The following is a 12,570-nucleotide window of genomic DNA, read 5'->3' on the forward strand; positions in this document are numbered from 1 at the left end:
AGCCCCGCCCGCCGCTGGGCCTGGCCGACCTCGCCGACGGCCGCGACGAAGTCTGGGAGACTGAACTCGCCCCCGACACCACCCTGCTGCTGATGACCGACGGCGTCACCGAGGCCCGCGACCGCGACGGGACGTTCTACGACCCGATCGCCCGCCTGACCGGCTCCGTCCCCACGACCGCCACGACTACCACGACCACCACGAACTCCCTGGTCCGACGCCTGCGCCGAGACATCAAACGCCACACCGCCGGCCGACCCCGCGACGACATGATGATCGTGGCGCTGAACCGGGGCCCGGAACCGACGGCCCACCCGGACCGCCGACCACGCCCGCGCGCGCAGCCCATGCCGAAGCGCTGGCAATGACAAGCGCTGGCAATGACCAAGCGCCGGCAATGACCCAAGCCGCTGAACGGATCAGGCGGTCAGCGCCGCTGACATCCACGCGGCCGGATCGGCGTGCACGCGCCGCACGACGGCGGTCGCCGCGCCGGTCACCGCGGCCGCCGTACCGCGCCGGGAGACGTGGACGGTGACCGGGGCCCAGCGGGCCGAGATCACGTGCTCGGCCAAGGCTTTCCGCACGCCGGGGACCAGGGCGGCGAACTCCGGTCGGGCGTAGACGCCGCCGAGGACGACCGCCGGCAGGTCCAGGAGGTTGACCGCGGCCGCGGCCGCGCGGCCCAGGCCCGGGGCGGCGGCTTCGGGGCCGTCGCGGTGCAGGGCTTCGAGGCCTGCGACGGTCTCCAGGCAGCCGCGGGCGCCGCAGCGGCACAGGGCGCCGTCGGGCTCGACGGTGATGTGGCCGATCTCGCCGGCCCAGCCCCGGGCGCCGCGGAAGAGCTCGCGGCCGAGGATGACGCCCGCGCCGACGCCGATCTCGCCGGAGACGTAGAGGAAGTCGGTGAGGGGGATCGGCTGCTCGACAGAAGCCGTGCCGGGAGCGCCATCAGCGGTTTGCGTCCCGAGTACGGCGCGCGCCTCGGAATCGACGTATGTATCAGGGCCCGCATGCGCCTCGGCGAGCGCCGCGAAGTCCGCCTCGTTGCCGATCACCGGCTCGAACGGGGTGTCCGGCAGCACCCGGCGCAGTTCGGCGCCGATCTCAAAGTCCTGCCACGCCAGGTTCGGGGCCCGGCGGATCCGGCCGTGCGGATTCTCGACCAGGCCGGGGACCGCGACCGCCGCGCCCGCGATGCCCAGCCCGGCCTCGGCCGTGGCGTCGGCACCGAGCACGGCCAGATCGGCCAGCACGTCGGACACCGCGCGGTCGCGCTGGTCGCCGTGCCGTATGACGGTGCTGCGAACCGCGCCGGTCAGGTCCACGACACACGCCGCGAGGTAGTCCACATTGATCTCCAGGCCCAGTCCCGCCGGACCGCCGGCCGCCGGCACCAGTCCCGCCGCGGGTCGGCCCGCGCCGGTGGCCGGCGGCGGCGACACCTCGGTGATCAGGCCCGCTTCCAGCAACGTGTCGGCCAGTGTCGAGGCGGTCGCGCGGGTCACACCGGTGGCGGCGGCCAGGGACGCACGGGAGATCGGGGCCGGGGCGTCCAGGATCAGCCGGTACAGCAGCGCCAGATTCGCGTTGCGGATGCTGGCCTGGCGCGCCGGGTTGGGGACGGCGCGGCCGGTGGGGCCAGGGCCGGTGAGGCCAAAGTGGCCAGAGCTGCCGATCGGGCCGGGCCGGCTGACGGGACCGGCGGAACCGGCTGGCTCGGCAGCACTCCCGACCGGAGCGGCGGCAGCACCGGCTCCCGGGCCGTCTCCGGTGGCGTCGGTGTCGTGGCTGGTGCGGCTGGTGGGCGCGGGCATGCCTTGACAATGCCACAGCCGGTCCATAAGTTCATCCATTAAACAATTCCCCTCAGCATGCCCAGGAGTCCGCGATGACCGCAACACCGTCGCCCGCCGACAAGTTCACCTTCGGTCTGTGGACCGTGGGCTGGCAGGCCCGCGATCCCTTCGGGGACGCCACCCGGCCCGCGCTGGACCCGGTGGAGACCGTGCACCGGCTGGCTGAGCTCGGCGCCTACGGCGTCACCTTCCACGACGACGACCTGATCCCCTTCGGCTCGGGCGAGGACGAGCGGGCCAAGCACATCGCCCGGTTCCGTGAGGCGCTGGACGCCACCGGCCTGAAGGTGCCGATGGCCACCACGAACCTGTTCACCCACCCGGTGTTCAAGGACGGCGCCTTCACCAGCAACGACCGCGACATCCGCCGCTACGCGCTGCGCAAGGTGATGCGCAACCTGGACCTGGCCGCCGAGCTCGGCGCCAACACCTACGTGTTCTGGGGCGGCCGCGAGGGCTCGGAGTCCGAGGCCGCCAAGGACGTCCGCTCCGCGCTGGACCGCTACCGCGAGGGCCTGGACATGCTGGCCGCCTACGTCACCGACCGCGGCTACGACATCCGCTTCGCCCTGGAGCCCAAGCCGAACGAGCCGCGCGGCGACATCCTGCTGCCGACCATCGGCCACGCCCTGGCCTTCATCAGCACCCTGGAACACCACGAGATGGTCGGGGTGAACCCGGAGGTCGGGCACGAGCAGATGGCGGGCCTGAACTTCGCCCACGGCATCGCGCAGGCGCTGTGGCAGGGCAAGCTCTTCCACCTCGACCTCAACGGCCAGCGCGGCCCCAAGTTCGACCAGGACCTGGTCTTCGGGCACGGCGACCTGCTCAACGCCTTCTTCCTGGTGGACCTGCTGGAGAACGGCGGCTACGAGGGCCCGCGGCACTTCGACTACAAGCCGGCCCGGACCGAGGACATCGCAGGGGTCTGGCAGTCCGCCGCCGCCAACATGCGCACCTACCTGCTGCTCAAGGAGCGCGTCGCGGCCTTCAACGCCGACCCCGAAGTCGCCGAGGCGCGCGCGGCGGCCCGGGTCGAGCAGGTGGCGACGCCGACGCTGGCCGCCGGCGAGACCTACGCCGACCTGCTGGCCGACCGCTCCGCCTATGAGGAGTTCGACCCGGAGGAGGCCGCCGACCGCGGTCTGGGCGCGGTCCGCCTCACCCAGCTCGCCGTGGAACACCTGATGGGCGCCCGGTGAGGCTGGTCGCCGGCGTCGATTCCTCGACGCAGTCGTGCAAGGTCGTGATCCGGGAGGCGGAGAGCGGGACCCTGGTGAGACAGGGTTCTGCCTCCCACCCCCCGGGCACCGAGGTGGATCCCGAGGCGTGGTGGCGGGCGCTGCACGCGGCCTTCGCCGAAGCCGGCGGCCTGGACGACGTCGAGGCGCTGGCGATCGGCGGCCAGCAGCACGGCATGGTCTGCCTGGACGAGAGCGGCCAGGTGGTGCGGCCCGCGTTGTTGTGGAACGACACGCGGTCCGCGCACGCGGCCGGCGATCTGGTACGCGAACTCGGCGCCGAAGCCTGGGCCCAGGCGGTCGGCTCGGTCCCGGTCGCCGCGTTCACCGCGACCAAGCTCCGCTGGCTCGCCGAGCACGAACCCGAGAACGCGGCACGGGTGGCGGCCGTGTGCCTCCCCCACGACTGGCTGACCTGGCGGCTGCGCGGCAGCACCGATATCAGTGAGCTGACCACCGACCGCAGCGACGCGTCGGGCACCGGCTACTGGTCGCCGGGTACCGGGCAGTACCGTCGCGACCTGCTGCGGCTGGCGTTCGGGCGCGACCTCGCGGTCCCGCGCGTGGCCGACGTGCGGGAAGTGGTCGGCCGGTTCGGCCGGCTCGCCCTGGCCCCCGGCGCCGGCGACAACGCCGCGGCGGCGTTGGGGCTGGGCGCCCGCGTCGGCGACGTCGTGGTGTCGATCGGCACCTCGGGCACCGTCTTCGCGGTCTGCGACACCCCGACCGCCGAGGCCACCGGCACCGTCGCCGGCTTCGCCGACGCCACCGGCCGGTTCCTGCCGCTGGTCTGCACGCTCAACGCCGCCCGCGTCCTGGACGCCGGCGCGGCGATGGCCCGCACCGACCTCGACGGCCTGTCCGAACTCGCGCTGTCCGCTCCGCCCGGCGCCGACGGCCTCACCCTGATCCCGTACCTCGAAGGGGAGCGCACGCCCAACCTGCCCGACGCCGCGGGCTCGATCCACGGCCTGCGCCTGGCCAACGCGACCGCCGCCCACCTGGCGCGCGCGGCCGTCGAGGGCATGCTGTGCGGTCTGGCCGACGGCCTCGACGCGCTGACCGGACGCGGCGTCCCGGTCCAGCGCATCGTGCTGATCGGCGGCGGCGCGCGTTCCGAGGCGGTCCGCACCATCGCCCCGGCGATCCTCGGGCACTCGGTGACCGTTCCCCCGCCGGGTGAATACGTCGCCGACGGCGCCGCGGTCCAGGCCGGCTGGGCCCTGTCCGGTACGGACGAGCCGCCGCGCCACGTGACCCAGGGCACTGAGACATACGACGCCAAACCGCTCCCGGAACTGCGCGAGCGCTACCACGAGTTTCGCGATCGCGTCGCCTGACCGGCGCGGACGCGAACTAACGCCCGGTGCCGCCGGTGTGAGGGTCGGCGGTACCGGGCGCTCTAAACTCCGAACTCTGAACTCTGAACTCCAACTCAGAACGTGGCCAGGTGCGCCTTGTACCCGGCGCCGTACGCCGTCGGGGTCCCGTCGTAGGCGCTGATCAACGAAGGACCCTGCGAACAGTCCCAGGTGTTCCAGGTCCACGCCGAGTACCCGGTCTGGTGACTGTCCAGCCACGTCATCAGGGTGTCGATGTACGAGTGCCCGCAGTCGTTCTCGCCGATCTCCCCGGCGATCACCGGGACCTGCGCCAGCACCGGCGCGACCTGCGAGTCCCAGCACGACGAGGACGAGCACGAGTTGAAGTTGTACGAGTGCCACGACGCCGCCAGGTCGTGCAGCGGGTCCGTGGGCTCGTGCGCCAGCCACTGGCTCAGGTCGTTCGAATACGCCACCCCGCCGAGCATCAGCACGTTCCTCGCCCCGGCCCCGCGTACCGCGTCGACCAGCGACTGCATCCCGGCGACCTGATAGCCGATCCCCGTGCAGGTGCCGCCGTTCTGCCAGCACGACCAACCCGCGGCGGAGTCGAAGCCGGCCGCGAAGTCCGGGTAGGGCTCGTTGAAGAGGTCGAAGATGGTCGAGTCGTCGCCCTTGAACGCGCCGGCCACCGAGGACCAGAAGGCCGGGGCGTTCGCCGCGTCCGGCATCGGTTTCTGGCAGGTCGCCGTGGCGACCGAGCAGGCCGAGGACTGGCCGGTGTAGACGCCGTCGGTCCAGTGCAGGTCGAGGATGACGGCCAGGCCGTGCTGATGCAGCAGGCTGACGAAGCTCTCGATCGCACTCTGATACGCCGCGCCGGAGTACTGCGGCAGCACGTCCGACTCCCCGAGCCAGCAGTCCTCGTTCAGCGGCACCCGGACGATGTTCGCCTTCCACGCCGCGATCGCCGCGACCGACGCGTCGTCGACCGGGCCGTCGAAGATCCCCTTGCCCTGCACGCACGAGAACTCCGCGCCGGACCGGTTCACGCCGTGCGGGACGAACACCTTGCCGGTGCTGTCCACGAGCTGGTTACCCGCGACGTGCAGCTGCGGGGCGCCGGTCGGCGGGGGAGTCGAGCTCGGCGTCGTACTCGGGGTGGTGCTCGGGGTCGTGCTGGGCGTGGTGCTGGGCGTGGTGCTCGGGGTCGAAGACGGCGAGATCGCCCCGTTGCAGACGGTGCCGTTGACGCTGAACACGGTCGGCGCGGTATTGGCCCCGCTGTAGGTGAAGTTGGCGCCGATGGCCGTACTCGATCCGGCTGCGACGGCACCGTTGTAGGAGGCGTTCGCGACGGTGACCGCCTGGCCGGACTGCGACCACGTCCCGCTCCAGCCGCTCTGCAACGTCTGGTTCCCGCCGTACGAATAGCCCAGCGTCCAGCCGCTCCACGCGCTGGTCCCGACGTTCGCGATCGTGACGTTCGCCGTGAACCCGGTGCCCCAGTCGCTGCCGACCGTATATGTGACCTGACACGCCACCGCGGTCGCGGCGCTCGCGGTCCCCGGTACGAGCACCGCGGCGGTCGCCGAACCCGCCGCCAGCGCCACCCCGGCCACCGCTCCGAGCGCCGCTCTCAGTCTCGGTCTTGCGGACATGAGCCTCCTTCATCGCACCGACACATCGCGCGGAACGTAGGAAGCCTTTCGGCCGGCGCGCAAGGACCCGACCCCGAAACCCCAGGACGGCACCCGCCCGGCGATGAAACTTTCATGCCACCGCCGCCTGACGCCCCGGTCGCGAGGGTCGCGTACGCCGCCGGACCGGCGGCCTCTTGACAAGTTCGACCACTGAGACGACTTTGCATGAGAGCGCTCTCATGAACCTTTCGTGAGCTGTCCGACACCCGGAGTTCATCCCGCCCCCCACGAGTCGGAGAACCTTGAGATGACCCTTTCTGCCACCCAGGGTCCACGCCCCACCCTGGCCGACGTCGCCGCGCTGGCCGGCGTCTCCCCGGCCACCGCCTCGCGCGTCCTGAACGGCACCGCCGGGGTCAGCGGCAGCGCCCGCGCCGACGTGCACGAAGCGGTCTCGCGGCTGTCCTACGTCCGGCAGCGCGCGCGGGCCACGCGCCGGGCGCGCGTCAGCTCGATCGCCGCGGTGGTCTGCGAGGACGGCGTACGGCTGTTCGCGGACACGTTCTTCTCCCGGATCCTGCTCGGCGCCGGACAGGCCCTGCGCACCGGCGACATCCAGCTGGTGCTGCTGGTCGTGCGCGGCCCGGCCGACCACGGCTCGGTCGAGCGCTACCTGTCCAAAGGTCTCGCCGACGGGGTTCTCCTTATCAGCGCACACGATCGGGACCCGTTGGTCCCCATGCTGCGGGCCATGCGGGTGCCCACGGTCGCCGCCGGCCGGCCCATGACGCCGCAGTTGCTGCCGTATGTGGACGCCGACAACCGCGGCGGCGCGCGCGAGGCTGTCAGGCATCTGCTGAACTCCGGACGCCAGAAGGTCGTGTCCATCGCCGGGCCGCCGGACATGGCAGTCGGCGCCGACCGGCGCGCCGGCTACCGCGACGCGATCGCCGAGTCCGGCGCCGAGGCCCACGTCGTCTACGGCGACTTCACCCCGACCTCCGGCGAGCACGCGATGCGGCGGCTCCTGGACCACCACCCCGATCTCGACGCGGTGTTCGCCGCGTCGGACCTGATGGCCCTGGGCGCCTTGCGCGCCCTGCGGCGGGCCGGACGCCGGATCCCGGACGACGTCGCCGTCGTCGGGTTCGACGACGCTCCGCTGGCCCTGCACACCGACCCGCGCCTGACCACCGTCCGGCAGCCCGTGGAGGACATGGGAGAGGCGATGGCCCGGCACCTCACCAGGCGGCTCATCGGAGAGGCCGAGATGCCGCCGGCCACCGTGTTCCACACCGAACTGGTGGTGCGCGACTCCGGCTGATCGGCCGGCCGACCAACGATCGTCTGTCCCGTGCCGCGGGACGGCTATATCGCCATGCCCACAAGGGAGAGGCACATGGAACAAGGCAAGGATCGCAAGGCTCGACGAATCACGAGTGCGTTCGTGGCCGCCGGGGTGACGCTCGGGGTGGCCGGGGGGTTGGCCGCGCTGACCACGACCAGCTCGAACGCCGCCACCGCCGCCGGGTGCACCGCGGTGTACTCCACGACGTGGGACTCCGGGAGCGGGTTCGGGTCGCAGGTGGTCATCACCGATGACGGGCCGGCGTGGTCGAACTGGACGCTCAGCTACTCCTACGCCGGGAACCAGACGTTGCAGAACGGCTGGAACGGGACCTGGGCGCAGTCCGGGCACACGGTCACCGTCACCAGCGCCGCCTACAACGGCGCGGTGGCCAGCGGCGGAACCGTGACGCCCGCGGGGAACTTCACGTACTCCGGGACGAACGCGGCGCCGACGTCGTTCGCGGTCAACGGGATCGCGTGCAGCGGGACGGTGCCGCCGACGACTCCTTCGACGACTCCTTCCACGACCCCCTCGACCACTCCGACCACGCCCCCGACCACGCCCCCGACGACGCCGTCGACGACGCCGAGCACTTCGCCGTCGTCCCCGGGCGGCGGAACCGGCCACGTGGCCAATCCGTTCCTCGGCGCCACGTCGTATCTGAGCCCTGACTACACCGGCGAAGTCAACGCGCAGGTGGCCGCCGACCAGTCGTCGAACCCGACGCTGGCCGCCTCCGAGGCGAAGATGGCCGCCTTCCCGACCGCGGTCTGGATGGACCACATCGGGGCGATCACCGGCGCCGGCGACAGCGTGCACCACGGTCTGCAATGGCACCTGGACCAGGCGTTGACCCAGCAGCAGGCCGGGACGCCGATCACGCTCGAAGTCGTCATCTACGACCTGCCGGGCCGGGACTGCGCCGCGATCGCCTCCAACGGCGAGATCCCCGCGACCGCGGCCGGACTGACCGAGTACGAGTCGCAGTACATCGATCCGATCTCCACGATCTTGGCGAACCCGAAGTACTCCAGCATCCGGATCGTCGCGATCGTCGAACCGGACTCGCTGCCGAACGCGGTCACCAACCAGAGCAAGCCCGCGTGCGCGACGGCGACGCCGTTCTACGAGTCCGGGGTCGAATACGCGCTGAACAAGCTGCACGCGATCCCGAACGTCTACAACTACGTGGACATCGCGCATTCGGCGTGGCTCGGCTGGTCCTCCAACATGGGCCCGGCGGCCCAGGAGTACGCCAAGGTGGCCCGGGCGACGACCGCCGGCTTCAGCAGCGTCGACGGCTTCATCTCGAACACCGCGAACTACACACCGACCACTGAGCCGTTCCTGCCGAACTCCACGCTGCAGGTCGGCGGCAACCCGCTGGATTCGGCGAAGTTCTACCAGTACAACCCGTACTTCGACGAGTACGACTACGACCAGGCGATGTACACCCAACTCGTCGGACAGGGCTTCTCGTCGAACATCGGGATGCTCATCGACACCTCGCGCAATGGCTGGGGCGGCCCGAACAGGCCGACCTCGCTGAACTCCGCGCCGACGACCGTCGACACCTACGTCGCCGCCAACAAGGTGGACCAGCGGCCGTTCCGCGGGGACTGGTGCAACCAGAGCGGCGCCGGAATCGGGGCGCGGCCCACGGTCCAGCCCTATGGTGCCTCGAACCACATCATCGCCTTCGTGTGGATCAAGCCGCCGGGGGAATCGGACGGTGACTACGTGACCGCGACGCATTCCCACGGCGATCCGCACTGCGACCCGAACGGGACGAACACCGACGGCAACGGCGGGACGTACTCGACCGGATCGTTGGCCGGGGGCGACGTGCCGGCCGGTCAGTGGTTCGCCGCCGAGTTCCAGCAGGAGGTGACCAACGCCTACCCGGTGCTGTGAGCGCTGAGATATCTGTGTGCTGAGTCTCTAGACCGGCCGGGTCCGACGCGATGCGCGTCGGACTCGGCCGGTCTGTTGTCTCAACTGCTGAGCGGCCCCGTCAGGTACCGCTGAAACGTCCCGGCCAGATCGGCGGCCACCTTGTCAGCAGGCTGAGAGGCCAGCGGCTCGATCCTCAGAATGTACCGGCCCATCGCCAGTCCCAGCAGCTGGGTGATCACCAGTATCGCGCGGTATTCGGGGTTGTCGCCGCCGGCGGCCTCGGCCAGCGGGATCACCATCGGCACCGCCATGCGCTCGCGGACCACCGCCGCGACCTCCGGTTCGGCCGTCGCCGCGCGGACCATGGCCACGATCCAGCGCTGGCTGTCCGGGTCCTCCAGCGTGCGCAGGACGAAGCGGGCCAGGCGTTCGCCGACGTGGTCGGGGCCTTCCGCCAGGACGAAGTCGATCGCGACCTGGGGGTCCACCGGCGGCTGGACGACCGCCGCGAACAGGCCCGCCTTCGACTTGAAGTAGTGCGTCACCAGCATCGGGTCGACTCCGGCGGCCAGCGCCACCTGGCGGACCGAGGTGCGGTCGAAGCCGTGCTCGGCGAACAGTTCGCGGGCCGCCTGCTCGATGGCCTCCTTCGCCTGGCCGCCGTCGGTCCGCCGGCCGCGCTTGGTGCCGGCCGCACCCGTGTCCACCATGGCGTCCTCCGAAATTCTTGACGTGCAGAATTCTATGGGTGCAGAATTCTATACGTACAGAATACCCGTCCGGGCTCCACTCCACCCGCTCCACCTTGTGAGGACGCCATGACCCCCGAGCTCAGCAAGGGACGCCGCCGCCTGGTGCTGGCCGTCGTCGCGCTCGCCCTGATGATGGTCGTGTCCGCGGTCAGCGGACTGAACGTCGCCCTGCCCGACCTGTCCGCCGCCACCGGCGCCTCGCAGACCCAGGTGATCTGGATCGTCGACGCCTACACCCTGGTCTTCGTGGGCTTCCTGCTCCCGGCCGGCGCGCTCGGCGACCGCTACGGCCGCAAGGGCACGCTGCTGGTAGGCCTGTCCGTGTTCGGCGCCGCCGCCGCGGCCGCGCTGTTCGTCTCCTCGCCCGGCACGCTGATCGCCCTGCGCGGCGCGATGGGCCTGGGCGCCGCGGCGGTCATGCCGACCACGCTGTCGATCATCACCACCTCCTTCCCGCCCGCCGAGCGCGGCCGCGCGGTCGGGGTGTGGGTCGGCGTGGCCGGCGGCGGCGCGGTGCTGGGACTGCTGGCCTCCGGCGCGCTGCTGGAGTTCTTCGCCTGGAACTCCTTCTTCGGCCTCAACGTGGTCCTGGCCGCCGTCGCCCTGATCGGCACGCTGCTGTTCATCCCCACCTCGCGGGACGCCTGCGCCCCACGCCTGGACCCGCTCGGCGCGCTGCTGTCGCTGCTGGCGGCGGTGGGCATCGTGTTCGGCATCATCGAGGGCCCGGACCGCGGCTGGGGCGACACGCTGACCATCGCAGGGTTCGTCATCGGCGGGCTCGCACTGGCCGCCTTCATCGGCTGGGAACTGCGCCGGACCGATCCGCTGCTGGACGTCCGCCTGTTCCGCCTCAAGGGCTTCAGCGCCGGCTCCGGCGTGATCATGGTCCAGTTCTTCGGCAGCTTCGGCCTGTTCTTCATCATCCTGCAGTACCTGCAATACGTCGCGGACCTGTCCCCGTTCCGCGCCGCGATCTGCCTGATCCCGCTGCCGATGTTCGTGGTCCCGACCGCCCGCAACGCCCCGAAGGTCGCTGCCCGCCTCGGCACCAACCGCGTCCTGCCCCTCGGCCTGATCCTGAGCGCCTCGGGCCTGGCCGTGATGACCACCCTGGGCGCGCACTTCGTCTACTGGCACCTCGCCGTCGGCCTGGCCCTGTTCGGCGCGGGCATGGGCCTGGCCGGCACGCCGTCCACGACCGCGATCGTCTCCTGCCTCCCGGCCGTCAAGCAGGGCGTCGGCTCGGCGATGAACGACCTGTCGCGCGAGCTCGGCAGCGCGCTGGGCATCGCGGTGCTCGGCAGCACCCTGAGTTCCGCCTACCGGTCGCACGTCACGGGCGCCACCACCGGCCTGCCGGAGCGCGCGGCGACGGGCGCGCAGTCGTCGATCGCCTTCGTGAAGAACGCCTCAGGCCACCTCGCGCAGTACGGCCCCAAGGGCCAACACCTCCTGGACGCGGCGCAGCGATCGTTCGTCGACGCGGCGCACACTGCCTTCCTCACGGCGATCGTCGTACTGCTCGCCGGCGCGGTCTTCGCCGCGATCCGGGCCCCGCGTAAGGGGGACGCGGAGGTTGCGCCGCATGAAGAGTTCGCGGTGACGGGGGTCTAACGGAGATGGTCGAGCTGAGTGCCCATCACTGCGAAACTCGCCGCCAGCCGCCGCAGCACTGTGGGGTTCTCGCCGCGCAATGCGCTGCCGATGCGGTCCTCGCGCCACTGGTTGTCCATGGCATGAAGGTATCGGGCCCCGCGAAGGTGCCACGAGGCCCGACCTCATCTAGGAACCGGATCCGAAGTGAATCAGAGCTCGATCAGAACTGGAACGGACCCGGGCTCTGTGCCGAGGTGGCCGTGCAGGTCGCCGTGATGCCGAAGACCACGACGGTCATCGACTGCCCGCTCAGGCTGTCGCCGGAGGCGACCGTGCCGGTGAGCGGACCGGTGGAGATGGGTTGGCCGGCGGTGATGGCGGGGTTGGAGCTGCCGGTGAAGGACGTGGTCCCGCCGCTGGCGTTGCTCATCACGAGCGTGGAGTTGACCGAGTTCGCCCCGACGTTGATCGGGCTGGTGATCGCCGCGGTGGACACGGTGATGGTGGCCGAGGTGCCGTCCTGGGTCGCGGCCAGGGTGGCCGAGCCGGAACCGAAGGACCCGCAGTCGAACGAGAGGGTGGCGCTGTCGGGGGAGACCGCGCTGGCAGCCGGGGCCAGGACGAGGGCCCCGGTGACGGCCATGCCGGCGACGAGGGCGGTGCCTAGGCCGAGTTTGCCTTTGTGCATGGTTGTTCCCTTCCGGGTGGCGTGGAATGGGTGGTTCAGGCACGTCGCTGACCGCCGCGCGCTGGACTCATCGCGCATCGGGGAGCCGCCGACGCGCGTGTGGGCTCGACTCCAGTCCGGCGCCCAGGGCACGGAATCTAACGGATCTGACGGATAGTCAGCGATCGGAACCGTTGTCCATTGATGCACCGGCAGCTTGAGATGACAAGGGATGAATTC

The 12,570-nt window shown here is 71.2% G+C and carries 10 protein-coding genes and 1 pseudogene; 6 read left to right on the forward strand and 5 right to left on the reverse strand.

The annotated features are described in order from the left end of the window. Positions 1-368 (forward strand): SpoIIE family protein phosphatase (locus IZR01_RS21865; protein ID WP_194924938.1); only part of this gene is annotated, 368 nt, incomplete at its 5' end. 51 nt (positions 369-419) lie between these two features. Here IZR01_RS21865 and IZR01_RS53410 read toward each other — a convergent pair. Further along, entirely contained in the window at positions 420-1,817 is a 1,398-nt protein-coding gene (locus IZR01_RS53410; protein ID WP_194924939.1) for an ROK family protein, read from the reverse strand. Between the two features lie 74 nt (positions 1,818-1,891). Here IZR01_RS53410 and xylA point away from each other — a divergent pair, with 74 nt between their 5' ends. Next, a complete protein-coding gene (xylA, locus tag IZR01_RS21875; RefSeq protein WP_194899440.1) occupies positions 1,892-3,061 on the forward strand; it encodes a xylose isomerase in 1,170 nt (389 codons plus the stop codon). Next, positions 3,058-4,440, forward strand: coding sequence for a xylulokinase (gene xylB / locus IZR01_RS21880; RefSeq protein ID WP_194899439.1), 1,383 nt, complete (start codon positions 3,058-3,060; stop codon positions 4,438-4,440). The genes xylA and xylB overlap by 4 nt, the downstream gene beginning before the upstream one ends. Positions 4,441-4,535: 95 nt before the next feature. Here xylB and IZR01_RS21885 read toward each other — a convergent pair whose 3' ends face one another. Next, on the reverse strand, positions 4,536-6,083 hold the full coding sequence (locus tag IZR01_RS21885) for a cellulose binding domain-containing protein (RefSeq protein ID WP_194899438.1): 1,548 nt from the start codon (positions 6,081-6,083) through the stop codon (positions 4,536-4,538). Positions 6,084-6,372: 289 nt separating this feature from the next. Between IZR01_RS21885 and IZR01_RS21890 the strand changes: the two genes are divergently transcribed. Continuing rightward, a complete protein-coding gene (locus tag IZR01_RS21890; protein WP_194898599.1) occupies positions 6,373-7,389 on the forward strand; it encodes a LacI family DNA-binding transcriptional regulator in 1,017 nt (338 codons plus the stop codon). Positions 7,390-7,464: 75 nt separating this feature from the next. Then, positions 7,465-9,330 carry a glycoside hydrolase family 6 protein gene (locus IZR01_RS21895; protein ID WP_194924940.1) on the forward strand — a complete coding sequence of 622 codons (1,866 nt, stop codon included), beginning with the start codon at positions 7,465-7,467 and terminating at the stop codon, positions 9,328-9,330. A gap of 80 nt (positions 9,331-9,410) precedes the next feature. Here IZR01_RS21895 and IZR01_RS52470 read toward each other — a convergent pair whose 3' ends face one another. After that, positions 9,411-10,022, reverse strand: a complete 612-nt coding sequence (locus IZR01_RS52470) for a TetR/AcrR family transcriptional regulator (protein WP_194898597.1) — start codon at positions 10,020-10,022, stop codon at positions 9,411-9,413. Between the two features lie 108 nt (positions 10,023-10,130). Here IZR01_RS52470 and IZR01_RS21905 point away from each other — a divergent pair, with 108 nt between their 5' ends. Beyond that, positions 10,131-11,681, forward strand: coding sequence for an MFS transporter (locus tag IZR01_RS21905; RefSeq protein ID WP_194924941.1), 1,551 nt, complete (start codon positions 10,131-10,133; stop codon positions 11,679-11,681). Positions 11,682-11,701: 20 nt separating this feature from the next. Here the strand turns inward: IZR01_RS21905 and IZR01_RS52475 are convergent. Together IZR01_RS52475 and IZR01_RS21915 are read right to left on the reverse strand one after the other, a co-directional pair. After that, positions 11,702-11,800: pseudogene (locus IZR01_RS52475) on the reverse strand (diadenosine tetraphosphate hydrolase); the annotation flags it as partial. 83 nt (positions 11,801-11,883) lie between these two features. Then, on the reverse strand, positions 11,884-12,351 hold the full coding sequence (locus tag IZR01_RS21915; RefSeq protein WP_194898595.1) for a hypothetical protein: 468 nt from the start codon (positions 12,349-12,351) through the stop codon (positions 11,884-11,886). Positions 12,352-12,570 lie beyond the last annotated feature (219 nt).

It is taken from the genome of Catenulispora pinisilvae (genome assembly GCF_015356865.1).
Taxonomy (GTDB): Bacteria; Actinomycetota; Actinomycetes; order Streptomycetales; family Catenulisporaceae; genus Catenulispora; species Catenulispora pinisilvae.